The organism is Streptomyces sp. WZ-12 (assembly GCF_028898845.1).
In the GTDB taxonomy this organism is placed as follows: domain Bacteria; phylum Actinomycetota; class Actinomycetes; order Streptomycetales; family Streptomycetaceae; genus Streptomyces.
Genome location: NZ_CP118574.1, coordinates 151,426 through 176,962 on the forward strand (window position 1 = coordinate 151,426; position 25,537 = coordinate 176,962).

The 25,537-nt window shown below is 74.4% G+C and carries 7 protein-coding genes and 1 pseudogene; 4 read left to right on the forward strand and 4 right to left on the reverse strand.

The window, feature by feature from the left end; translation table 11 throughout:
- Window positions 1-10: 10 nt before the first annotated feature.
- Together PV796_RS00410 and PV796_RS00415 are read right to left on the reverse strand one after the other, a co-directional pair.
- Window positions 11-9,556, reverse strand: coding sequence for a type I polyketide synthase (locus PV796_RS00410; protein ID WP_274910682.1), 9,546 nt, complete (start codon window positions 9,554-9,556; stop codon window positions 11-13).
- Between the two features lie 45 nt (window positions 9,557-9,601).
- Window positions 9,602-13,657: pseudogene (locus PV796_RS00415) on the reverse strand (type I polyketide synthase); the annotation flags it as partial.
- Between the two features lie 365 nt (window positions 13,658-14,022).
- Here PV796_RS00415 and PV796_RS00420 point away from each other — a divergent pair.
- Genes PV796_RS00420 through PV796_RS00435 form a run of 4 tightly spaced genes read left to right on the forward strand, consistent with a single transcriptional unit; the run spans window position 14,023 to window position 17,926 of the window.
- Window positions 14,023-15,414 carry a glycosyltransferase gene (locus PV796_RS00420; RefSeq protein WP_274910684.1) on the forward strand — a complete coding sequence of 464 codons (1,392 nt, stop codon included), beginning with the start codon at window positions 14,023-14,025 and terminating at the stop codon, window positions 15,412-15,414.
- 16 nt (window positions 15,415-15,430) lie between these two features.
- Entirely contained in the window at window positions 15,431-16,489 is a 1,059-nt protein-coding gene (locus PV796_RS00425; RefSeq protein ID WP_274910685.1) for a DegT/DnrJ/EryC1/StrS family aminotransferase, read from the forward strand.
- The gene (locus PV796_RS00430) at window positions 16,486-17,688 is read left to right on the forward strand and encodes a cytochrome P450 (RefSeq protein ID WP_274910686.1); all 1,203 of its coding nucleotides are present in this window, start codon (window positions 16,486-16,488) and stop codon (window positions 17,686-17,688) included. Before PV796_RS00425 ends, PV796_RS00430 begins: the two co-directional genes overlap by 4 nt.
- Window positions 17,689-17,737: 49 nt before the next feature.
- On the forward strand, window positions 17,738-17,926 hold the full coding sequence (locus tag PV796_RS00435) for a ferredoxin (RefSeq protein WP_274910687.1): 189 nt from the start codon (window positions 17,738-17,740) through the stop codon (window positions 17,924-17,926).
- Window positions 17,927-18,009: 83 nt separating this feature from the next.
- Here the strand turns inward: PV796_RS00435 and PV796_RS00440 are convergent, their stop codons facing one another.
- Together PV796_RS00440 and PV796_RS00445 are read right to left on the reverse strand one after the other, a co-directional pair.
- Window positions 18,010-19,194 carry a cytochrome P450 gene (locus tag PV796_RS00440; protein ID WP_274910689.1) on the reverse strand — a complete coding sequence of 395 codons (1,185 nt, stop codon included), beginning with the start codon at window positions 19,192-19,194 and terminating at the stop codon, window positions 18,010-18,012.
- A 143-nt stretch (window positions 19,195-19,337) separates the two neighbouring features.
- Window positions 19,338-25,526 carry a type I polyketide synthase gene (locus tag PV796_RS00445; RefSeq protein WP_274910691.1) on the reverse strand — a complete coding sequence of 2,063 codons (6,189 nt, stop codon included), beginning with the start codon at window positions 25,524-25,526 and terminating at the stop codon, window positions 19,338-19,340.
- Window positions 25,527-25,537: the final 11 nt, after the last annotated feature.

Genomic DNA, 25,537 nt, shown 5'->3' on the forward strand with positions numbered 1-25,537 from the left:
CAGCTCTCTTTCAGTTAGCCGAGTTCTCGGTGGCCAGCCGCAGCAGGGCTTCGGCGTCCATGTCGTCGAGGGATTCCGAGGCGCCGTCGGCCTCGGGGGCGGGGTCGTCGGCGGGTTCGGAGTCGGCGAGTTTCAGCACCAGGTCGAGGAGGCCCGCCTTGCGGAGCCGTCCGATGGGGACGGTGGCGAGCGCCTCGCGGATGCGGGCGTCGGGGTCGTCGGGGCGGCCGGTGTCGGGGTCCTCGGGCGCGGTGCCGAAGAGCAGCGTGCCGAGGTGTCCGGCGAGGGCCGTGGGGGTGGGGTGGTCGAAGACGAGCGCGGCCGGGAGGGGCAGGCCGAGCGCGGTGCGCAGTCGGTTGCGCAGTTCGACGGCGGTGACGGAGTCGAATCCGACGTCGCGGAAGGCGCGGCCGGCGGGGACGGCGTCGGGGGTGTCGTGGCCGAGGGTCGCGGCGGCCTCGGCGCGGACCGCGTCGACGAGGGCGCGGCCGCGCTCCGCCGCGGAGAGTTCTTCCAGGTGGTGACGGAGCGGCGGGACGGCCGGGGCGGCGCCGTCGCCGGTCGTGGTGGACGGGTCGTCGGTGAGGGCGTGGACGGCCTCGGGCACGGTGCCGATCAGGGCGCTGGGGCGGGTGGCGGTGAAGCTGGGGGCGAAGACCTCCCAGTCCATGAGGGTGACGGCGAGGGTGGTGTCGTCGTCCTCCAGCATCTGTTGCAACGCCCCGAGGGCGTGGTCGGGTTCCATGGCGCGGACGCCCTGGCGGTGCAGGCGTTCGTGGACCTCGGGGTCGGTGGCCATGCCGACCTCGCCCCAGGTGCCCCAGGCGACGGACGCGCCGGTCAGGCCGAGGGACCTGCGGTAGGCGGCGAGGGCGTCGAGGTAGGCGTTGGCGGCGGCGTAGCCGGGTTGGCCGCCGCTGCCCCAGACGGCGGCGCCGGACGAGAACAGTACGAAGGCGTCGAGGTCGCGGTCGGCGGTGAGTGCGTGCAGGTGGTGGGCGGCGGTGAGCTTGGCGCGGAGCAGCGCGTCGAGCTGGTCGAGGGTCAGGTCGGCGACCCGGGCGTCGCCGTCGGCCACGCCCGCGGAGTGGAAGACGGAGGTGAGCGGCTGGTCGTCGGGGAGGGTGGCGAGGAGGGCGGCCAGCGCGTCGCGGTCGGCGGCGTCGCAGGCGGCGAGGGTGACGCGGGCGCCCAACGCCTCCAGTTCGGCGCGGAGTTCGGCGGCGCCGGGGGCGTCGGGGCCGCGCCGGCTGGTGAGCAGCAGGTGGGGGGCGCCGTGTTCGGCCATCCAGCGCGCCACCCGGCCGCCGATGCCGCCGGTGCCGCCGGTGATCAGGCAGGTGCCGCGGCCGGTCCAGCGGCGGCCCGGGCGGGGCGCGGCCGGGGCGGCGTGTGCCAGGCGGCGGGCGAGGATTCCGGAGGCGCGGACGGCGAGTTGGTCCTCGCCGGCCGGGTCGGCGAGCAGGCCGGTGAGGCGGGCGGCGGTGCGGGCGTCGGGGGTGGCGGGCAGGTCGATCAGGCCGCCCCAGCGGTCGGGGTGCTCCAGCGCGACGACCCGGCCGAGGCCCCATAGGGCGCCCTGTACCGGGCTGCCCAGGGTGTCGTCGTGGCCGGTGGTCACGGCGCCGTGGGTCAGGCACCACAGGGGTGCGGTGAGTCCGGCGTCGCCGAGGGCCTGGACGAGGACGAGGGTCTGGCCGAGTCCCAGGGGTACCGAGCCGAGGTCCGGGTGGAGGTCCTCGGCGGCCGCCAGCAGCGACACCACGGCCGCGAACTCCTCGCCGTCCTCGACGAGTTGGCCGAGGTGCGCGGCCCAGGCCGCCCGGTCGGTGCCCTTGGCCTCGAAGCGGACGGTGTCGGTGCCCAGCGCGTCGAGGACCGCGGCGACCCAGGGGGTGTCGGCGTGGTCCGGCGGTACGGCGACCAGCAGCCGGCCGGTGGTCCGGACGGCGGGTTCCGGGACGCGGGTCCACTCCACGTGGTAGCGCAGGGCGTCGATGCGGGAGCGGGCCCGGGACTTGGTGCGCCAGGCGGACAGGGCGGGCAGGACGGCGCCGAGGGCGGTGTGCCCCTCGTCGGCGGGGACGCCGAGCGCGTCGGCGAGCGCGGCCGGGTCCTGGTTGTCGACCAGCTCCCAGAACGCGGCGTCCGAGGCGTCGCCGGCGGCCGGGGTGGCGGGGCGGGGTGCGGGCCAGAAGTCCCGCCGTTGGAAGGGGTAGGTGGGCAGGTCCACCGGGCCGTAGGCGGGCCGGGCGAAGGTGGTGGTCCAGTCGACCGGTGCGCCGTGGCTGTGGGCCTCGGCGAGCGAGGTCAAAAAGCGGCGGCGGCCACCCTCGTCGCGGCGGAGCGAGCCGAGGACCACCGCGGCGGCGGCGCCGTCTCCGGCCGCTGCCTCCTGGGTCTCCTGGATCGGGGCGGCCAGCACCGGGTGCGGGCTGACCTCGACGAAGACGCGGTGGCCGGCGGCGAGGAGGGCGCGGGTGGCCTCTTCCATACGGACGGTCTGGCGCAGGTTGGTATACCAGTAGGTGCCGTCGAACGCGGCGTCGTCGATCCGCGCGCCGGTGACGGTCGAGTAGAACGGCACTTCGGGGGCGCGCGGGCTGACCGGCGCGAGGACGCGGGCGAGTTCGTCGCGGACGGCCTCGACGTGCCGGCCGTGCGAGGCGTAGTCCACGGACACCCTGCGGGCCCGGACGCCCTGTTCCTCGCAGGCGGCCTGGAGGGCGTCGAGCGCGTCGGTGTCGCCGGACACGACGACGGAACCGGGCCCGTTGACCGCGGCGACCGACAGCGCCTCCTGCCACGGGGCGAGGAGCGCGGCGACCCGTTCGACGGGCGCCGACACCGACATCATGCCGCCGCGCCCGGACAGTTGCGGCAGCGCCTGGCTGCGCAGCGCCACCACCCGGGCGGCGTCCGCGAGGCTGAGCGCGCCGGCGACGCAGGCCGCGGCGATCTCGCCCTGGGAGTGACCGACCACGGCGGCCGGGGCGACGCCGTGCGCGCGCCAGAGCGCGGACAGCGCCACCATCATGGCGAACAGGGCGGGTTGGACCACGTCGACGCGTTCCAGCAGGGCGGGGTCGCCCTCGCCGGCCAGGACGTCGTGCAGCGACCAGTCGACGTACGGGGCGAGGGCGGCGGCGCAGTCGTCGACCGCGGTGCGGAACACCTCGGAGTCGGCGAGGAGTTCGCGTCCCATGCCCCACCACTGGGAGCCCTGGCCGGGGAAGACGAAGACCGCGCCCGCGGGGTCCGGGCCGGCGGCGCCGGTGACCAGGCCGGCCGCGGAGGAGCCGGTGGACAGGGCGGTCAGGCCGCGCAGGAGCTCCTCGCGCCGCTCGCCGACGACGACGGCGCGGTGGTCGAACGCGGTGCGGGTGGTGGCCAGGGCGTGTCCGACGCGGGCGGGCGGGAGGTCCGGGGCCCGCTCGACGGTGGTGAGCAGGTGGGCCGCCTGGGCGCGCAGGGCCGCGGGGGACTTGGCGGAGAGGGGCCAGGCGACGACCGTGTCGGCGTCCTCGGGCCGGTCGGTCAGGGGCTCGGTGGCCGGGGCCTGTTCCAGGATGAGGTGGGCGTTGGTGCCGCTGATGCCGAAGGAGGAGACGCCGGCGCGGCGGGGGCGCCCGGTCTCGGGCCAGGGGGTGCCCTCGGTGAGCAGCGCGACGGCGCCGGCTTCCCAGTCGACATGGCGCGACGGCTCGTCGAGGTGCAGGGTGCCGGGCAGTACCCCGGCGGCCATCGCCTGCACCATCTTGATGACGCCGGCGACGCCCGCGGCGGCCTGGGTGTGGCCGATGTTGGACTTGACCGAGCCGAGCAGCAGCGGCCGTTGGGGGTCGCGGTCCTGTCCGTAGGTGGCCAGCAGCGCCTGCGCCTCGATGGGGTCGCCGAGGGTGGTGCCGGTGCCGTGCGCCTCCACCGCGTCGACGTCGGCGGTGGTGAGGCCGGAGTTGGCCAACGCGGCGCGGATGACGCGTTGTTGGGAGGGACCGTTGGGGGCGGTCAGGCCGTTGGAGGCGCCGTCCTGGTTGACGGCGGAGCCGCGGATGACGGCGAGCACCCGGTGCCCGTTGGCGCGGGCGTCGGAGAGCCGCTCCAGCAGCACCACGCCGACGCCCTCGGCGAGCGTCATGCCGTCGGCGGCGTCGGAGAACGGCTTGCAGCGGCCGTCCTCGGCCAGCGCGCGCTGCCGGCTGAAGCCGACGAACGCGTGCGGAGTGGCCATCACGGCCGCGCCGCCGGCCAGGGCGAGGCTGCTCTCGCCGCTGCGCAGGGACTGGCAGGCCAGGTGCAGGGCGACCAGCGAGGAGGAGCAGGCGGTGTCGACGGTGACCGCCGGGCCTTCCAGGCCCAGCAGGTAGGAGACCCGGCCGGAGAGGACGCTGGCCGCGGTGCCGGTCACCATGTGGGCCTCGGACTCCCCCGTGCCGTGCTGCACGGTGGTCGAGTAGTCCTGGTAGCTGGCGCCGAAGAAGGTGCCGGCGGCGTTGCCGCGCAGCGACTCCGGGGCGATGCCGGCCCGTTCGCACGCCTCCCAGGACGTCTCCAGCAGCAGCCGTTGCTGCGGGTCCATGGCGAGGGCCTCGCGCGGGGAGATGCCGAAGAAGCCGGGGTCGAAGCCGGCGGCGTCGTGCAGGAATCCGCCCTGGAGCGAGTAGGTGTGGCCGGCCCGGTCCGGGTCGGGGTCGTACAGGCCCCGGGCGTCCCAGCCGCGGTCGGTGGGGAAGGCGGAGATGGCGTCGGCGCCGTCGAGGGCGAGCCGCAGCAGCTCCTCGGGGGTGTCGGCGCCGCCCGGGTAGCGGCAGCTCATGCCGATGACGACGATCGGGTCGTCATCGACGGCGGCCGGGGTGCTGCCGGCGGCCGGGCCCGGTCGGGGTGCGTCACCGGTGGCGCCGAGCGCGGTCGCCTTCAGGAACGCGGCGAGCGCCGCGCAGTTGGGGTGGTCGAAGACCAGCGTCGAGGGCAGCCGCAGCCCGGTGCCGGCCGCGAGCCGGTTGCGGAGGTCGACGGCGGTGACCGAGTCGAAGCCGAGGTCACGGAAGGCCCGGCGCTCCGGGAAGGACTCCGCGGAGGCGTGCCCGAGGACGGCGGCGGCCTCGGTGCGGACCAGCGCGAGCAGCAGCCGGTCCTGCTCGGCGCCGGCGAGGCCGTGCAGTTGGGCGGCCAGGTCGCTGGTGGCCGGGCCCGTGGCGGCGGGGGCGGACGCCCGGTCCAGGCGGCGCCGCACCTCGGGGATCCGGTCGAAGAGGTGCGCGGCCCGGCCCGCGGTGAAGACGTCGTGGTAGGTGTCCCAGTCGATGTCCATGAGGCCGATGACGGTCTCGTCGTCGTCCAGGACCTGCTGGAGACCGGTCAACGCCACGTCGGGGTCGAGGTATTCCAGGCCGCTGCGGCGGATCCGGTGCGGGTCGGCCAGTTCGCGCGCGCGGTCGTCGGGCCACTTGCCCCAGTGGACGGAGGTGGCGCGCAGTCCGCGGGCGCGGCGGTGTTCGGCGAGGGCGGAGAGGTAGGCGTTGCCGGCGACGTAGGCGGCGTGGACGCCGCTGCCCCACATGCCGGCGGTGGAGGAGTACAGGACGAAGTCGTCCAACTCGGCGTCGTCGAGCAGTTCGTCGAGGATCCGGGCGCCGGTGACCTTGGCGTGGACGACGTCGGCGAACGCCGGCGCGGTGGTGTCGGCGAGCGCGGCGAGCTCGATGGTGGCGGCGGCGTGGATGACCGTGCGGACGGTGCGGCCGTCGGCCTTGAGGCCGTCCAGGAGGGCGGCGACGGCGGCGCGGTCGGTGATGTCGCAGGCGGCGAAGGTCGCCTCGGTTCCCAAGTCGGCCAGTTCGGCGCGGAGTTCGGGTGCTCCCGGGGCCGCGGTGCCGCGCCGGCTGACCAGCACCACGTGCTCGGCGCCGCGTTCGGCGAGCCAGCGGGCGAGGTGCGGGGCGAGGGTGCCGGAGCCGCCGGTGACCAGGGTGGTGCCGCGCGGGGACCAGGCGCGGGCCCGCTGCTCGGGGCGGTGCCCGGCCCGGACGATCCGGCGGGCCAGTACGCCCGCCGGTCGGACGGCGAGTTGGTCCTCTGCCCCGAGGGCGCCGGACAGTACGGCGGCGAGCCGCTGGGCGGCCCGGGCGTCGAGGGCGGCGGGCAGGTCGACGGTGCCGCCCCAGCGCTGCGGGTGCTCCAGCGCGGCGGTCCAGCCGACGCCGGCCACCTGGGCCTGGAGTGGCCGGGCGACCGTGTCGGACGGGCCGGTGGCGAAGGCGCCGCGGGTCAGGAACCACAGCGGCGCGGGGACTTCGGCGTCGCCGAGTGCCTGGACGAGGGCGAGGCTGAGGGCGAGTCCGCGGGTCAGGCCGGGGTGGTGGGCGTCGTCGTCTTCCGCCTCGGCGAGGACGGACACCACGCCGGCCACGTCCTGGGCGCCGGCCAGTCGCGCGGCGAGCACGGCCCGGTCGGTGCACGCCTCGTCCAGGACCAGGCGCCGCACCTCGGCCCCGTGCTCCGTCAACGCCCCGACGACCTCGGCGTCATCGACGCCGTCGGCGGTGACCAGCAGCCAGGTGCCGGTCAGCGACGGGCGCGGCAGGGTGCCGCCGAGCGGCTGCCAGACGACGCGGTAGCGCCAGGAGTCCACCGTGGACCGGTCGCGGCGGGCCCGGCGCCAGGAGGACAGCGCCGGGAGCACGGCGGCGACGGAGTCCTCGTCGGTGCCGAGCGCGGCGGTCAGCGCGGAGAGGTCCGACTGCTCGACGGCGGCCCAGAATTGGGCGTCCTCCGGGTCGGTGCCGGCGCCGGCCTCCGGGGCGGGCGGCACGGCCCAGAGGTGTTCACGCTGGAAGGCGTAGGTGGGCAGGTCCACCAGGGACGCACCGGTCCCCTCGAACACCTGCGACCAGTCGACCTCCACGCCCCGGACGAACGCCTCACCCACCGACAGCAGGAAGCGGTCCAACCCACCCTGCTCACGCCGCAACGTCCCCACAGCGACCGCCGCCACCCCGACCTCGTCCATGGCCTCCTGCACCGCCATCGACAACACCGGATGCGAACTCACCTCCACGAACGCCCGGTACTCCCCCGCCAACAACTCCCCCACCGCATCCGCGAACCGCACCCGCCCCCGCAGATTCCGGAACCAGTAATCGGCGTCCATCCCGGTCGTGTCCAGCCAGTCACCACTGACCGTGGAGAAGAACGGCACCTCAGCCGGCCGCGGCGTCAACTCCGCCAGGGTTTCCAGCAGTTCGTCGCGCAGGTCCTCGACCTGGTGCGAGTGCGAGGCGTAGTCCACCGCGATCCGCCGGGCGCGGACCTCCTCGGCGGTCAGCCTGGCCTGCAACTCGTCCAGCGCCTCGGGTTCGCCGGCGACCACGGCGGAGCGCGGCCCGTTGACCGCGGCTACCGACACCCGCCCCTGGAACGGCTCCAGGCGCGGCTCCAACTCCGCCACCGGCAGCGCGACGGACATCATCCCGCCCCGCCCCGCCAACGACCGACCGATCGCCTGACTCCGCAACGCAACAACACGAGCACCATCCCGCAACGACAACCCACCCGACACCACAGCCGCAGCAATCTCCCCCTGCGAGTGCCCCACCACCGCATCCGGCACCACACCATGCGCCCGCCACAACGCCGCCAACGACACCATCACCGCAAACGAAGCCGGCTGCACCACATCCACCCGCTCCAACGACGGCGCACCCTCAACCCCCCGCAACACCTCCACCAACGACCAGTCAGTGAACTCCCCCAACGCCGCCGCACACTCGGCGATCCGCTCCGCGAACACCGGCGCCTCCAACAACCGCGCCCCCATCCCCACCCACTGCGAACCCTGACCGGGGAAGACAAACACCGTACGACCCTCGACGTCCGCTACGCCGCGCACCAGGGTGTTCGCGGCGCGGCCGGCGGCCAACGCCTCGGTGCCGGCGAGGAGTTCGGGGCCGGTGGGGGCGACGACGACGGCGCGGTGGTCGAGCAGGGCGCGGGCCGCGTGGAGGGTGTGGCCGATGTCCTGGGGGCGTAGCGCGGGGTCGTCCGCCACTCGGGAGGTCAGCGCGGCGGCCTGGTCGTGCAGGGCCTGTTCGGTGTGGCCGGAGACGATCCAGGGCAGCGCGGCGGGGGCAGCGCCGGTGTCGGCCGCGGCGTCGGCGGCTTCCGGCGCCTGCTCCAGCAGGGCATGGGCGTTGGTACCGCTGATACCGAACGACGAGACCGCGGCCCGCCGCGGACGACCGGTCACCGGCCACTCCCGAGCCTCGGCGAGCAACCGCACCGTCCCCGCCGACCAGTCCACATGCGAGGACGGCTCATCGGCGTGCAACGTCCCCGGCAGCCAGCCGTGGCGCAGCGCCATCACCATCTTGATGACGCCGGCGACGCCCGCGGCGGCCTGGGTGTGGCCGATGTTGGACTTCAACGAGCCGAGCCAGAGCGGCTGTTCGGCGGTGTGGGCCGCGCCGTAGGTGGCGAGCAGGGCCTGGGCCTCGATGGGGTCGCCGAGCCGGGTGCCGGTGCCGTGGGCCTCGACGGCGTCGACGTCCGCGGCGGTGAGGCCGGTCCGGGTGAGGGCCTGGTGGATGACGCGTTCCTGGGAGGGGCCGTTGGGGGCGGTCAGGCCGTTGGAGGCGCCGTCCTGGTTGACGGCGGAGCCGCGGATGACGGCGAGGACCCGGTGTCCGTTGGCGCGGGCGTCGCAGAGGCGCTCGGCGACGAGGACGCCGACGCCTTCGGCCCAGCCGGTGCCGTCGGCGGCGTCGGAGAACGCCTTGCAGCGGCCGTCGGGGGCCAGGCCGCCCTGGGCGCTGAACTCGACGAAGACGGAGGGTTCGGCGAGCAGGGTGACGCCGCCGATCAGGGCGAGGCCGGACTCGCCGGCGCGCAGCGACTGGGTGGCCAGGTGCAGGGCGACGAGGGAGGAGGAGCAGGCGGTGTCGACGGTGACGGCCGGGCCTTCGAGGCCGAGGGTGTAGGAGAGGCGGCCGGAGAGCACGCTGGCGGCGGTGCCGGTCAGGGCGTGGCCGCGGAGTTCGGCGGCGGTGTCGGCGGCGGGGGCGCCCCAGTGGTAGGAGCCGACGAAGACGCCGGAGTTGCTGCCGCGCAGGGAGGTGGGGGCGATGCCGGCGCGCTCCAGGGCCTCCCAGGCGACTTCGAGGAGGAGGCGCTGCTGGGGGTCCATCGCGGTCGCCTCGCGGGGCGAGATGCCGAAGAAGGAGGCGTCGAATTCGGCGGCGTCGTGGAGGAATCCGCCTTGGTGGGTGGTGCTGCTTCCGTCGCCTTTTCCGGTGAGGGTTTCCAGGTCCCAGCCGCGGTCCGCGGGAAATCCGGAAATGGCGTCGGCACCGGACCGCACCAGGTCCCAGAGGGATTCCGGTGAATTGACGCCGCCGGGCAGCCGGCAGCCCATTCCGACGATCGCGATGGGTTCGTTGTCCTTGGATTCCAGTTCGCCCAGGCGGCGCCGAGCGCGTCGGAGATCGGAGGTGACCCGCCGGAGATAGTCGACGATTTTCTCCTGCTGGTCGGGCTGGTCCTGCTGGGGTTCCGGCATCGGTTTGTCCTCGTCATCGGGTCGCGAACGAAAGCAACAATTGCGCTATGTGGTTTCGAACTCTTCATCGATGATGTCGAGCAGTCTGTCGACCGACACCGTGTCGATGTCCTCGTCCGAGGAGGGCACCTGGGCAGGCGAGTTCTGACGGAGCGTGGAGACGATGGCGTCCAACCGGTCGGCGACGGCCCGGCGTTCGGGTCCGTCCGGCGGCAGGTTGGCGACGATCGCCTCGAACCTGGTGAGTTCGTCGCCGTAGGCCCCGGATCCGGCGGGGGCGGCTGCGGCGAGGAGTTCCCCGATGCGACGGGCCGCGCGTTCGGGGGTGGGGAAGTTGAAGACGAGGGTGGCCGGCAGTCGCAGTCCGGTGTGGGCGCCGAGCCGGTCGGCGAGTTCGACGCCGGCGAGCGAGTCGAAGCCGAGTTCCTTGAAGACGCCGCGGGCGCCGACGGCTTCCGCGCCGGGATGGCCGAGGACGGCGGCGGCCTGGGTGCGGACGAGCTCCAGGAGGTGGCGTTCCCGGGCGGCCGGTGGCAGCGCGGCGAGCGGGGCGCCGGTGGTGGCCGGCGCGGGCTCGGCGGTGGGTCCGGGGCGGGCCGCGGCGGGTCGGGGCGGGCGGGTGTCGGCGGGCGGGCCGCCGCGGGCGCGCTTGGGGCGTCGGGGGGCGTCGCGTTCGTCGTCGGTCAGGGGGCGGACGGTGAGGGCGTCGACGGTGACGACCGGTGCGCCGTGCACGTCGACGGCGGTCAGGCGCAGCGTTGTGGAGTCGTCGGGGCGGAGGTGGACGCGCAGCGTGTCGGCACCGACGGCGTGCAGGCGGACGCCGTGCCAGGCGACCGGCAGGGTGCCCTGCGCGGTCAGGGTGACGTGCCGGGCGGCGTCCAACAGGGCGGGGTGCAGGCCGTATTGGGCGGCGTCGTCCGCGGTGCCGGGCGGGCAGGCCACTTCGGCGAAGAGTTCGGTGTCGCGGCGCCAGGCGGCGCGCAGGCCGCGGAAGGCGGGGCCGTAGTCGAAGCCGCGGTCGGCGAGGCGTTCGTAGTGGTCGTCGAGGTCGAGGGGTTCGGCGTCGACCGGTGGCCAGAGGGGGCCGGTGAGGTCGGTGGGGGTGGTGGGCCGGGGCGCACGGCCGAGGACGCCGGTGGCGCACGGGGTCCAGTCGCCGGCGGGTGCGTGGTCCGGGCGGGTGTGGACGGTGACGGTGCGGCGCCCGGAGCCGTCGGCGGGGCCGACGCGTACCTGGACGTGCAGGGCCTCGTCGTCGGGTACGACCGGCGGTGCGGTGACGGCGAGTTGGTGCAGCGCGTCGCAGCCGGTCTCGTCGCCGGCGCGGACGGCGAGTTCGACCAGTGCGGTCGCCGGGAGCGGGGTCCGGCCGGCGACGGCGTGGTCGGTCAGCCAGGGGTGGGTGCGGGCGGAGAGGGTGCCGGAGCACACCGTGCCGCCGCCGTCGGCGAGTTCGACGGCGGAGCCGAGCAGCGGGTGGCGGAGCGCGCCGGGCGTGGTGGCACCCGGGCGGGGTGGGGTGGGCCAGTGGCGGGCGCGTTGGAAGGCGTAGGTGGGCAGGTCGGTGCGGCGGGCGCCGGTCCCGGCGTAGAAGGCGGGCCAGTCGACGGGGACGCCGAGGGTGTGCAGCCGGCCGAGGGCGGCGGCGAACGCGGCCTCTTCGGGGCGGTCCTTGGTCAGGGCCGGCACGACGTGGGTGGCGCTGCCGGGGCCGAGGGTGTCGCGGGCCATGGCGGACAGCACGCTGCCGGGGCCGAGTTCGACCAGGACGTCGGTGCCGGCCTTGGCCAGGGCGGTGATGCCGTCGGCGAAGCGGACGGTGCCGCGGACGTGGCGCACCCAGTAGTCGGGGGTGGTGATCTCGTCGCCGGCGGGTTCGCCGGTGAGATTGGAGACCAGGGGCAGCGACGGCCGGTGGAAGGTGAGGCCGGCGACGACGTCCCGGAAGGCGTCGAGCATCGGTTCCATCAGGGGTGAGTGGAAGGCGTGCGAGACGGCGAGGCGGCTGGTGCGGCGGTCGCGGTGGGCGAAGTGCGCGGTGAGGTGCCGTACGGCGTCCTCGGTGCCGGCGACGACGACCGCGGTGGGGCCGTTGACGGCGGCCAGCGCGGCGTGTGCGCCGAGCAGCGGGGCCACTTCGTCCTCGGTGGCCTCCAGTGCGGCCATCGCGCCGCCGGCCGGGAGCGCCTGCATGAGGGTGGCGCGGGCGGCCACCAGGCGGCAGGCGTCCTTCAGCGTCAGCACCCCGGCGACGTGCGCGGCGGCGATCTCGCCGACGGAGTGCCCGCCGACGGCGTCGGGGCGCAGGCCGAGGGAGGTGACCAGTCGGTGGAGGGCGACCTCGACGGCGAACAGTGCGGGTTGGGTCCATCCGGTCCGGTCCAGCAGCGCCGCGTCGGTGCCCCACATCACCTCGCGCACCGGGCGGTCCAGGTGCGGGTCGAGGGCGCGCAGGACCTCGTCGAGGGCGTCGGCGAACACCGGGTGGCGGGCGGCGAGTTCGCGTCCCATGCCGAGGCGCTGGCTGCCCTGTCCGGAGAAGAGGACGGCGGTGCGGCGGTCGCCGGCCTCGCCGCGGGCGTGCTCCACGACGCCGTCGGCGGTCGGCAGCAGGACCGCGCGGTGGCGCAGTGCGGCGCGACCGGTGGCGAGCGAGTGGCCGACGTCCAGCGGGTCGGCGGCGGGCCGTTCGCTCAGGTGGGTCCGGAGGCGGTCGAGTTGCGCGTCGAGGGCTTCGGGGGTGGCGGCGGACACCAGCCAGGGGACGGTGGTGGGACGGAGGGTGCCGGTCCGGTTGGTGGGTCGGTCGGTGGCCGGTGGGACCTCTTCCAGGATCACGTGGGCGTTGGTGCCGCTGATGCCGAAGGAGGAGACGCCGGCGCGGCGCGGCCGGTCGCTGCACGGCCAGGGCATGTCGGCGGCGAGCGGGGCCACGGTGCCTTGGGACCAGTCCACTTGGCGGGTGGGGGTGGCGAGGCGGCGGATGCGCGGCATCAGGCCGTGTTGGAGGGCCAGCACGGTCTTGATGAGTCCGCCGACCCCGGCGGCGGCCTGGGCGTGGCCGATGTCGGCCTTCAACGAGCCGAGGAACAGCGGGCGTTCGGGGTCTCGATGGGGGCCGTAGGTGGCGAGGAGGGCGCGGGCCTCGATGGGGTCGCCGAGGGGGGTGCCGGTGCCGTGGGCCTCGACGAGGTCGATGTCGGCGGGGTCGAGTCGGGCGTCGGCCAGGGCCGCGCGCAGGACGCGTTCCTGCGCGGGTCCGCTGGGGGCGGTCAGGCCGTTGGTGGCGCCGTCCTGGTTGACGGCCGAGCCGCGCAGTACGGCGAGGACGGGGTTGCCGGCGGCGCGGGCGGTGGAGAGGTGTTCCAGGGCGACGATGCCGACGCCCTCCGCCCAGGCGGTGCCGGCCGCGTCGTCGGAGAAGGGCCGGCAGCGGCCGTCGGCGGCGAGGCCGCCCTGTCGGGTGTGGCCGACGAACGCGGCGGGGGTGGACATCACGGTGACGCCGCCGGCCAGGGCGGTGCTGCACTCCCCCGCGCGCAGCGCGCGTATCGCCCAGTGCAGGGCGACCAGTGACGAGGAGGACGTGGTGTCGACGGTGACGGCGGGGCCTTCGAGGCCGAGCACGTAGGCCAGGCGGCCGGAGATGACGCCGGGAGTCAGGCCGGTGAGGGCGTGGCCGTCGAGGTCGTCGGGCGAGGTGCGGGTGACGGCGGCGTAGTCCTGGCCGCTGGCGCCGACGAAGACGCCGGTGCGGCTGCCGCGCAGCGAGTGCGGGTCGATGCCGGCCCGCTCCAGGGCCTCCCAGGCGGTCTCCAGGACGAGGCGCTGCTGCGGGTCGGTGGAGACGGCCTCGCGCGGCGACATGCCGAAGAAGGCGGCGTCGAACTCGGCGGCACCGGTGAGGAATCCGCCCTCTTGGGCCGCGCTGCGGCCGGGGCCGTCGCCGGCCAGGGCGGCCAGGTCCCAGCCGCGGTCGGTCGGGAAGCCGGTCGTGGCGTCGCGGCCGCTGCGGACCAGTTCCCACAGGTCCTCCGGCCCGGCGACGCCGCCCGGATAGCGGCAGGCCATTCCGACGACCACTACCGGGTCCTCGTCGGCTCCGATCGTCATGTCGTGTCTCCCCCCGCGGAAAAGTCGGCCTCGGCTCACCTCTGCGTGCCGGATCGTACGGTCGCAAAGCCTGTACTTTTCCCTAAGGAATGGCGGCGGCCGGCGGTGGTCATTGGCCGGTGGGGCCGGATAGGGCCGTCGCGGGGCGAAGACTAGGGAATCCCCGGTCCGTGGCGTGAGACCAAGTAAGCGACCCGTTTTCCCCGCGGCGCGTTCCGGGTGCCGACCGCTGTCCGTTCCGGCGGTGCGCCCCGGGCTGCGGCGTCGGCGAAAGCGGTCACTCGGCGTCCGGCCGGGTGGTCGCGCGACGCGCGGGCGAGCGGCCCGCCACTTTCCGAGGGGTGTTGTCCATGGGCGCGAATCGGCGGCCGATCCTGTTCGTGAGTTATGCCGAAAGCGGCCTGCTCAATCCGCTGCTCGTGCTCGCCGGGGAATTGTCCCGGCGCGGCGTCGGTGACCTGTGGTTCGCGGCGGACGAGAAGGCCCGCGACGAGGTGGCGGCGGCGGTGGACGGCAGCCCGCTGCACTTCGCGTCCCTGGGTGACACCGTTTCGCGGATGTCGGCGGTCACGTGGGACGACGCGACCTATGCCGAGGTGACGCAGCGTTCGCGGTTCAAGGCGCACGCCGCGGTGATCCGGCATTCGTTCGCGCCGGAGTCGCGGATCGCCAAGTACCGCCGCCTGGAGGAGATCGTGGCGGAGGTACAGCCGGCGCTGATGGTGATCGAGAGCATGTGCCAGTTCGGGTACGAGTTGGCGATCACCAAGGGCATTCCGTTCGTGCTGGGGGTGCCGTTCGTGCCGAGCAATGTGCTCACCTCGCACGTGCCGTTCGCCAAGTCCTACACCCCGTCGGATTTTCCGGTGCCGCATTCGGGCCTGCCGGGGGCGATGACTCTCCCGCAGCGGGTGGAGAACCGGCTGTTCCGGCTGCGGACGCTCAAGATGTTCCTGACGCCGTCGATCCGCAAGGTCGTCGAGGAGGACAACCGGATCCGCACCGAGCTGGGCATCGCGCCCGAGGCACGGCAGATGATGGCGCGGATCGACCACGCGGAGCGGGTGTTGTGCTACTCCGTGCGGGAGTTGGACTACCCGTTCCCGATGCACCCGAAGATGCACCTGGTGGGCACGATGGTGCCGCCGCTGCCGCAGGCGCCGGACGACGACGGGCTCGGTGACTGGTTGTCGGCGCAGAAGTCCGTGGTCTACATGGGCTTCGGCACCATCACCCGGCTGACCCGGGAGCAGGTGGCGTCGCTGGTGGAGGTCGCGCGGCGGTTGGACGGCGCGGGCCACCAGGTGCTGTGGAAACTCCCCCGCGAGCAGCAGGAGTTGCTGCCGCCGGCCGACCAACTGCCGGACAATCTGCGGATCGAGGCGTGGGTCCCGTCGCAGTTGGACGTGCTGGCCCATCCGAACGTGCGGGTGTTCTTCACGCACGCCGGCGGCAACGGCTACCACGAGGGGTTGTACTTCGGGAAGCCGCTGGTGGTGCGCCCGCTGTGGGTGGACTGCGACGACCAGGCGGTCCGCGGCCAGGACTTCGGGGTAAGCCTGACGTTGGACCGGCCCGAGACGGTGGACGCCGACGACGTCCTGGACAAGATCACCCGCGTGCTCGACCAACCCCATTTCACCGAGCGCGCCGAGCACTTCGCCGGGTTGCTGCGGGACGCCGGCGGCCGGGCCGCGGCGGCGGACCTGCTGCTCGGCCTTCCCGCCCTGGCAACCGACTGACCGAGGAAGACGACTCATGTCCTATACGCATCCGGTGTCCATGCCGTGGCTCAACGGCCGCGAGCTCGACTATGTGACCGAGGCCGTCGGCGGCGGCTGGATCTCCTCCCAAGGGCCGTACGTCAAGCGGTTCGAGGAGGCGTTCGCGGCGTACAACGACGTGCCGTACGGCGTGGCGTGTTCGTCGGGGACCACGGCGCTGACGCTGGCGCTGCGGGCGCTCGGCGTCGGTCCCGGTGACGAGGTGATCGTCCCGGAGTTCACGATGATCGCGTCCGCGTGGGCGGTGACCTACACCGGCGCCACGCCGGTCTTCGTGGACTGCGGCGACGACCTGAACATCGACGTGTCCCGCATCGAAGAGAAGATCACCCCGCGCACCAAGGTGATCATGCCGGTGCACATCTACGGCCGGCAGTGCGCCATGGACGCCGTGTTGGACCTGGCCCACGAGTACAACCTGCGGGTGGTGGAGGACTCCGCGGAGGCGCACGGGGTGCGGCCGCGGGGCGACATCGCCTGCTTCTCGCTCTTCGCCAACAAGATCATCACGGCCGGTGAGGGCGGGATCTGCCTGACCCGGGACCCGCACCTGGCCGCGCAGATGGCGCATCTGCGCGCGATGGCGTTCACCAAGGACCACAGCTTCCTGCACAAGAAGCTGGCCTACAACTACCGCATGACCAACATGCAGGCCGCGGTGGCGCTCGCCCAGACCGAGCAGTTGGACATGATCCTCGCGCTGCGCCGGGACATCGAGAAGCGGTACGACGAGGCGCTGCGCGACGTGCCCGGCATCACGCTGATGCCGCCGCGCGAGGTGCTGTGGATGTACGACCTGCGGGCCGAGCGGCGCGACGAGTTGTGCGCGTACCTCGCCGGCGAGGGCATCGAGACCCGGGTGTTCTTCAAGCCGATGAGCCAGCAGCCCGGTTACTTCCGGGCCGACTGGCCCTCGCTCAACGCCGCCCGGTTCAGCGCCGACGGCTTCTACCTGCCGACGCACACCGGTCTGACCGCCCGCGACCAGGAGTTCATCACCGGCCGGATCCGCGCGTTCTACGGAGTGGCATGAGTACCGAAACGGAAGCGGAGCAGTCGGCGGCGGCCGCGCGGTGCCCGGTCGCTTTCCCGTTGCGGCAACCGGGGCGGCCCTTCCCGCCGCCGGAGTACGCGGAGTACCGCGCGGGCGGCGGCCCGGTCCGCTCCGAACTGCCCAGCGGCCCGGTGTGGTTGGTGACCCGCCACGAGGACGTCCGGGCGGTGTTGACCGATCCGCGGATCAGCGCCGACCCGTCCAAGCCGGGTTTCCCCAAGGCCGCCCGGACCGGCGGGGCGCCGTCGCAGCACGAGGTGCCGGGGTGGTTCGTGGCGCTGGACCCGCCGGAGCACGGCCGGTTCCGCAAGACGCTGATCCCGGAGTTCACCGTCCGCAAGGTGCGCGAACTGCGGCCGGTGATCCAGCAGATCGTGGACGGGCGGATCGACGCCATGCTGGCCGCGGGCACCTCGGCGGACCTCGTCGAGTCCTTCGCGCTGCCGGTGCCGTCCCTGGTGATCTCCAGCCTGCTGGGCGTGCCCAAGGCCGACCGGGACTTCTTCGAGGACCGCACCCGGGTCCTGGTCCGGCTCAGCTCGACCGACGCGCAGCGCGACGAGGCGACCCGGGCGCTGTTGCGGTACCTGGGCCGGCTGATCCAGATCAAGCAGCGGCGCCCCGGCGACGACCTCATCAGCCGGCTGATCGCCGCGGGCACGCTGTCCCGGCAGGAGCTGTCCGGGGTGGCCATGCTGCTGCTGATCGCCGGGCACGAGACGACGGCGAACAACATCGGCCTGGGCGTGGTGCAGTTGCTCAGCAACCCGCAGTGGGTCGGTGACGACCGGATCGTCGAGGAGCTGCTGCGCTACTACTCGGTGGCGGATCTGGTGGCGTTCCGGGTGGCCGTCGAGGACGTGGAGGTGGGTGGCCGGCTGATCCGGGCCGGCGAGGGCATCGTGCCGCTGATCGCGGCGGCCAACCACGACGACGCGGTGTTCGCCGCGCCGGACCGCTTCGACCCGGAGCGCTCGGCGCGTTCTCATGTGGCGTTCGGCTACGGCGTCCACCAGTGCCTGGGCCAGAACCTGGTGCGCGTCGAGATGGAGATCGCCTACAAGACGCTGTTCGCGCGGATCCCCTCCCTCACGCTGGCCGTGCCGGTGTCCGAACTGCCGCTGAAGTACGACGGGGTGCTGTTCGGTCTGCACGAACTGCCCGTCACCTGGAAGTGAGGGCGGCCGGGACACCCGGCCGCCAGGACCCGACCCTCGGAGGAACCTCGTGCGCATCACCGTGGACACCGGCCGCTGCGTCGGCGCCGGCCAGTGCGTCCTGACCGCGCCTGACCTGTTCGACCAGGACGACGACGGTCTGGTGACCGTCCTGGACGCGGCGGATGGCGCGCCGGCCGCCGCCCGCGAGGCGGCGGCGCTGTGCCCGTCCGGCGCGATCAACGTCGCGGCGGACTGAGCCCGCTCCCCGTGCGTGAGGGCCCCCGTCCGAGTGGGACGGGGGCCCTCAACTGCTGCCTGCCCGGAGCGGCAGACGGATCGTCACCAGGTGACGGACAGCTGGGTCAGTGCGGCGGACAACTGGCCGGAGGCGTAGCCCAGTTCCTCGATCGGGCGGGCCAGCCGCAGGCCCGGGAGCCGGGTGAACAGCAGGGTGTAGGCGATGCGCAGTTGGACCCGGGCCAGCGGTGCACCGATGCAGTGCCACATCCCGTGGCCGAACGTCAGGTGCGGGTTGGGCGCCCGCTGGATGTCGAACAGCTCGGGCTCGTCGAAGACAGTGCGGTCGAAGTTCACCAGCGTGAAGTCCAGCAGTACCAGGTCGCCGGCCTTGATGGTCACGTCGCCGACCGGCACGTCGGCGGTGGCGTACCGCGGGAGCACCGAACCGCCGGCCTTCGCGGACCGCAGGATCTCCTCGACGCCGCTGCGCATCAGTTGCTCGTCGGCGAGCGCCGCGGCGAGCTGGTCCGGGTACTGGGTGAACAGCACCGCGCCCAGGTCGATGTGGCTGGCGACGCTGTCCAGGCCGGCGAAGAGCAGTCCGGCGACGATCGGTCCGATGCGGTCGTCGGACGGCACCTTCAGGCACAGCCGGGAGATGACGTCGTCCTCGGGTGCGGTGCGCTTGCTGCGGGCCAGTCCGGACAGCAGGCCGAACAGCTCGTCCTGGGCTTCCTGCGCCCGGGGCAGGTCGTCGAGTTCGCCGAGCTTGGCGAGCGCGCCGATCAACTGGCCCTGCTCCGCGGCGGGGACGCCGATGAGGGCGCACAGCACCGACAGCGAGAACGGCATGGAGAAGTCGCCGTGCAGGTCGGCGGGCGGGCCCTGGGCGACGAGGTGCGCGAGCGCCTGTTCGGCGAATGCCTCGACCTTCGGCTGCAGGTCCAGCACCCGACGGGCGGAGAACTGCGGGGTGAGCAGCGAGCGCATCTCCGCGTGCACGGCGCGCGCCGCGTCGACGTCGTCGGTGACCAGGAGGTCCAGTAGCGGATTGCGCACGTAGCGCGGCGCGTTGGCCGGGTCGGCGTGGGCGCGGGCCAACCGCTCGTCGTGCAGCAGTTGTTTGAGTTCGGAGTGGCGGGTGACGAGCCAGCCCTCGTCTCCGGCCGGGGTGCGGACCTTGCAGACGGGGGCCTTGGATTGCAGGTCGCGCAGCAGGGGGCTCAGGTGCAGGACGGTGCGTGCCTCCGCGGCGAGGGAGGGCGGCGCGGTGGATGTGCTCATGGAGGACTCCTCTGGAGGGTGGTGCCGTGGGGGGGCAGGCGCCTGCCTGTCTGCGGCGGGCCGGGGAGCGCGGAGCGGCGCCACCCCGCACCGCCTCGGCGGGATATGTGGCGGCTTGGCCGGCGGCCCCGCTCAGTTGTTTCTCAAACCGCTGATTCCTCCAGTTCCGTGAGCCAATCCGCGATGGCCCGCGCGGTCAGCGCCGAGTGTTCCTTGGCCAGGGAGAGATGGTCGGCGTCGATGTCGCGGACGTGGTCGGCGGGGACGGACGAGGTGTCGAGGCGGAAGCCGTCGAGGTCGCGGGCGGCGCGCACGAGGAGGGTCGGCGCGGTGGGGGCGGGCGCTTCGATGTCGGTCATGGCCATGAACCAGTGGGCCATGGCCGACATCCGGGCGCTGTTCAGCGTCACCGAGGGCGAGTCGATGTCGGCGAGGTAGAACCGCGTGGTGCGGTCCAGGTCGTTGCCCTCGCCGGGGCTGTAGCGGATGGAGGCGGTGTCGAGGAGGATCACCGCCTCGGGCCGGACGTCCCAGGTGTCCTCCAGGACGCCGGCGGCCAGGTAGGCGAGCGAGCCGCCGGTGGAGTGGCCGACCATGACGAACGGTTCGCCGTCGCTGGCCATCAGGACGCTCTCGGCGACGACCCGGGCGGCGGCCTCGCTGGTGGCGGGCAGCGGTTCGCCGGGGGCGAAGCCCATCAGCGGCAGCGCCGAGACGTGCCGCTGGCCGCGGAAGTGCGCCGCGATGCGGGCGTATTGGTGGACGCCGCCGGTGGCGCCGGGGGCGCTGACGAAGATCAGCCGCGGGTTGTCGGGGCCGTCGGCGAGCGTGACCGGCTCGGAGAGTTCCTCCAGTTCGGCCGGGGTGTCGAACATCGGCCGGGTGTTGGCGACGGCCTTGAGCATCCGCATCGCCTCGACGAGCTTGCCGCCGCGCACCGCGTTGTAGAACAGGCCCTCCAGGGTGTCGTCGGAGCGCGCCGTGGAACGGGCGGCGGCGGTCGGACCGGACCCACCGGCGTCGGGGCTGTTGCCGAGCTCCTGGTGCAGCCAACGTGCCAGTTTGGCGGGCGACTTGTGGTCGAAGACGACCGACGAGGGAAGTCGCAGGCCGAGGATCGGGCCGAGTTGGTTGCGCAGGCTGACCGAGACCAGGGAGTCGAAGCCCAGCTCCAGGAAGCCCCGTTCGGGGTCGACGGCGCTGGGGTCGGGGTGGCCGAGCAGGCCGGCGGTGTAGCCGACGACCAGGTCGGTGAGCAGTTGTTCCTGGCCGGCCTCGTCGAGGCGGCCCAGGCGCTCGCGGAGTGTGACGGGCGAGCGGTCGGCGGTGGCGGCGGACCGTCGGCCGCGCGGCACCAGGTCGCGCCAGATCGCGGGCAGCGCCTGCTGGTCCCGCAGCCCGGCGATGTTGAGGCGGCTGGGCGCCACGGCCGGCTCGGGGCGGGCGAGGGCGGCGTCGAAGAGCGCCAGACCGTCCTCGATGTCCAGGGCCGGCAGGCCGCCGCGGGCCATGCGTTCCAGGTGGGCGTCGCTGACCGAGGCGGTCATGCCGCTGCCCCGGCCCCATGGTCCCCAGGCGAGGGAGTGCGCCACCAGGCCCTGTGCGGCGCGGTGTTGGGCCAGTGCGTCGAGGTAGGCGTTGGCGGCGGCGTAGTTGGCCTGGCCGGGGGTGCCGAGGACGCCGGAGACCGAGGAGTACAGGACGAAGCCGGCCAGGTCGCGGTCGCGGGTGGCGTCGTGCAGGTGCCAGGCGGCGTCGGCCTTGGGGCGGAGCACGGCGGCCAGTTGGTCGGTGGTGAGGGAGCCGATCAGGGTGTCGTCGAGGATGCCGGCGGTGTGCACGACCGCGGTCAGCGGATGCGCGGTGGGCACCGAGGCGAGGAGCGCGTCCAGCGCCGCGCGGTCGCCGACGTCGCAGGCCGCCACGCGGACCTGTGCGCCGAGTCCGGTCAGTTCCCCGGTCAGTTCCCGGGCGCCGGGGGCGTCGGGGCCGCGGCGGCCGGCGAGCAGCAGGTGCCGGACGCCGCGGGTGTTGACCAGGTGTCGGGCGAGCGCGGCTCCCAGGCCGCCGGTGCCGCCGGTGATCAGGACGGTGCCGTCCGGGTTCCAGGTGCGGGCCGGCGCGGCGTCGACGGCCGGTTCCGGCAGCCGGGCCAGGCGGGCGGCGCGCACCGTCCGGTCGCGGACGACGAGTTGCTGCTCGTCGAGGCCGAGGAGGTGCGGCAGCATCCCGGCGGACCGGAACGCGTCGTCGAGGTCGACCAGCAGCAGGCTGCCGGGGTTCTCCGTCTGGGCGGAGCGCACCAGGCCGCAGACCGCGGCGGCGGCCGGGTCGTTGCCGGTCGCGCGGCCGGCGGCGACGGCGCCGCGGGTGACGAAGACGAGCCGGGCGGTGGCCAGTCGGGGTTCGGCCAGCCACTCGTGGATCAGCCCGAGGACCCGGGTGGTGAGGGCGCGTACCGCCTCGGGTCCGGCGTCCGGGCCGCCGACGACCGGGATGAGGAAGACGTCGGGGGCCGGCCCGCCGTCGCCGAGGGCGCCGCTGAGGGACGCGGCGTAGGCGCTGACGGTCTCGTCGGCGCGGTGCAGCGCGTAGCCGAGGTCGAGTTCGTCGTCGCCGACGACGGCCCAACGGGTGCCGACGGCGCGGGCGCCGGGGTCGACCGGCACCCAGTCCAGGTGGAACAGCTCGCCCCGGCCGCTGTGGCCGACCGTCGCGGGCGCCGGGCCGTCCTGTGAGCAGGCGAGGGTGACGCCGTCGGCGGTCAACACCGCGCCGCCCGCGGCGTCCACGGCCGCGAGGGCCACGGTGTCGGGCCCGGTCGCGGTGAGTCGGACCCGCAGCGCGGTGGCTCCGGTGGCGTGCAGGGTGAGTCCGGTGATGCCGGTGGGTTCGGCGGTGTGGTCCGCGTCGAGCGCGGCGGCGGCGCGGAGCGCGGTGGCCAGCAGCGCGGGGTGGATGCCGAAGCCGCGGTCGGCCGCGGTGGCGGCGGGCAGGGCCAGTTCGGCGAGGACCTCGCCGTCGCGCCGCCACACCCCGGTGAGGCCCTGGAAGTGCGGGCCGTACTGGTGGCCAAAGGAGCCGGCCGCCGCGTCGAGGTCGGCGACGGGCACCGGGCGGGCGTCCCGCGGCGGCCACTCGGCGTCGACCGGGGCGACGGAGTCCGTGGGGGCGTCGGGAGCGTCGGGGGCGAGCAGGCCGGTCGCGCAGGTGGTCCAGGGGGCGTCGCCCTCGGTGGTCGCGGGGCGGGCGTGGACGGTCAGCGGCCGGTGGCCCGCGGCGTCGGGGGCGCCGACCCGGGCCTGGAGGGTGACGACGTCGCCGTCCGCGAGGGTGAGCGGCGCCGGCAGGTCGAGCCGCGCCAGGTGCGGGGTGCCGCTCAGGTCGCCGGCGCGAACGGCGAGTTCGGCGAAGGCGGCGCCGGGGACGGTGATCCGGCCGTGGCTGCGGTGGTCGCCGAGCCAGGGGTGGGCGGGGAGCGCGAGGCGGCCGGTGAGCACGGTCTCGTCGGCGTCGGCGAGGGTGACGGCGGCGCCCAACAGGGGGTGGGCGGCGGCGCTCTGTCCGAGGTCGGCCGGGTCGCCGGAACGGGCGCGCAGGGTGGGCCAGTAGCGCTCGCGCTGGAAGGCGTAGGTCGGCAGCGCGACGGGGGCGGCCTGCGGGGTGCGGGTGCCGGCGAACACCGCGTCCCAGTCCACCTCCGCGCCGTGCGCCCACAGGGTGCCCAGGGCGGCCAACACGGTGGTCTCCTCCGGCCGTTCCTTACGCAGCGCCGGCACGGCGACCAGTCCCGGCTCGGGGAGGTTCTCCCGGGCCAGGGCGGACAGCACGCCGTCCGGGCCGAGTTCGAGGAAGGTCCGCACGCCGCGGGCGGCGAGGGCGCGCAGCCCGTCGCCGAAGCGGACGGCCTGCCGGACGTGGCAGACCCAGTAGTGCGGGGTGGCCAACTCCTCGGCGGTGGCGGGCAGTCCGGTGAGGTTGGACACGACCGGGATCGCCGGCTCGGCGAAGGTCAGCGGCGCCAGGGCGGTGCGGAAGGCGTCGAGCACGGGGTCCATCAGCGGCGAGTGGAAGGCGTGGCTGACCGGGAGGCGGGTGGTGCGGCGGCCCAGGTCGTCGAAGTGTCGGCGGACGGCGAGGGCGGTGTCCTCGGCGCCGGAGACGACGACGGAGCGGGGGGCGTTGACCGCGGCGATCGCGAGGTCGTCGGTCAGCAGCGGGCGCACCTCGTCCTCGGTGGCCTCCAGCGCCACCATGGCGCCGCCGGGCGGGAGTTCGCCCATGGCGGTGGCGCGGGCGGCCACCAGGGTGCAGGCGTCCGCGAGTGACAGCACGCCGGCGACGTGCGCGGCGGTGATCTCGCCGATGGAGTGTCCGGTGACGTAGTCGGGGCGGATGCCCCAGGAGGCCAGCAGGCGGTAGAGCGCGACCTCGACGGCGAACAGCGCGGGCTGGGTGTGGCGGGTGTGGTCCAACTGTGCGCGGTCCGGGCCCCAGATCACGTCGCGCAGCGACGTGCCGAGCCGGGCGTCCAGCAGGTCCACCGCCTCGTCGAAGGCGGCGGCGAAGACCGGGTGGCGGGCGTGGAGTTCGCGTCCCATGCCCAGGCGCTGCGAGCCCTGGCCGGAGAAGAGTACGGCCAGCCCGCCCCGGTCGCCGGTGGGGACGGCGCCGCGGGCCACCTCGGTGAGGGTGTCGCCCGTGTGGACCAGCAGCGCCCGGTGTTCGAAGGCGGCGCGGGTGGTGGCGAGCGCGTGACCGAGGTCGGCGGCGGTGCGGCCGGGCGCGGTGGTCAGCTCGCGGACCCGTGCCACCTGGGCGTCGAGGGCGCCGGCGGTGCGGGCGGCGACCGGCCACGGTACGGCGTTCGGGGTGCGGGGGGCGGCGGCGGTCGGCTCGTCGGCGGCGCCACCCGGCACTGCGGGAGCCGCCTCCCCGGCCGTCAACTCGTCTGAAACGGGGGCCTGTTCGAGGATGATGTGGGCATTGGTTCCGCTGATGCCGAAGGAGGAGACGGCGGCCCGGCGCACCCGGTCGCCCTCGGGCCAGGGGACGGGTTCGGTGAGCAGCCGTACGGCGCCGGCGTCCCAGTCGATGTGCGAGGACGGCGCGTCGACGTGCAGCGTGCGCGGGAGCAGGTCGTGACGCAGGGACAGCACCGTCTTGATCACTCCGGTGACGCCGGCGGCGGCCTGGGAGTGGCCGAGGTTGGACTTCACCGAGCCGAGCCACAGCGGGCGTTCGGGGTCCCGGTCCTGGCCGTAGGTGGCGAGCAGCGCACCGGCCTCGATGGGGTCGCCGAGCCGGGTGCCGGTGCCGTGCGCCTCGACCGCGTCCACGTCGTCCGGGGTGAGGCCGGCGCCGGCCAGTGCCTGGCGGATCACGCGCTGTTGGGACGGGCCGTTGGGGGCGCTGAGGCCGTTGGAGGCGCCGTCCTGGTTGACGGCGGAGCCACGCAGCACGGCGAGCACCGGGTGGCCGTTGCGCTGCGCGTCGGAGAGCTTCTCGACGAGCAGCATGCCGACGCCCTCGGACCAGGCGGTGCCGTCGGCGGCCTCGGCGAACGGTTTGCAGCGGCCGTCGGACGCCAGCCCGCCCTGCATGCTGAAGCCGGCGAAGCTGGCCGAGGTCGTCATCACGGTGGCGCCGCCGGCCAGGGCGAGGCCGCATTCGCCGGCGCGGACGGCCTGCGCGGCCAGGTGCAGGGTCACCAGGGACGACGAGCAGGCGGTGTCGAGGGTGACGGCGGGGCCTTCGAGGCCGAGGGCGAAGGCGAGGCGGCCGGAGAGCACGCTGGCGGCCAGGCCGTTGCCCGCGTAGCCGCCCAGGTCGTCCTCCGCGGCGAGGACCAGGTGTGCATAGTCCTGACCGTTGGTGCCGACGAACACGCCGGTGCGGGAACCGCGCAGCCCGGCCGGGTTGATGCCGGCGCGCTCGACGGCCTCCCAGGCGGTCTCCAGCAGGAGCCGCTGTTGCGGGTCCATGGCGAGGGCCTCGCGCGGGGAGATGTCGAAGAAGCCCGGGTCGAAGTCGGCCGCGTCGGCGAGGAATCCGCCCTCTTGAGTGGCGCTGTGGCTGGGTCCGTCGCCGGCCAGCGCCGCCAGGTCCCAGCCCCGGTCGGCGGGGAACGGCCCGATGCCGTCCCGTCCGGCGGACAGCAGCTCCCACAGGTCTTCCGGAGAACGCACGCCGCCGGGGAGTCGACAGGCCATGCCGACGATCGCCACGGGTTCGTGGCGGCCCGCCTCCAACTCCTGGAGGCGCTGGCGGGTTTGGTGGAGGTCCACCGTGACCCACTTCAGGTAGTCGACGAGTTTCTTTTCGTCCGGCATCGTCCGTGGAA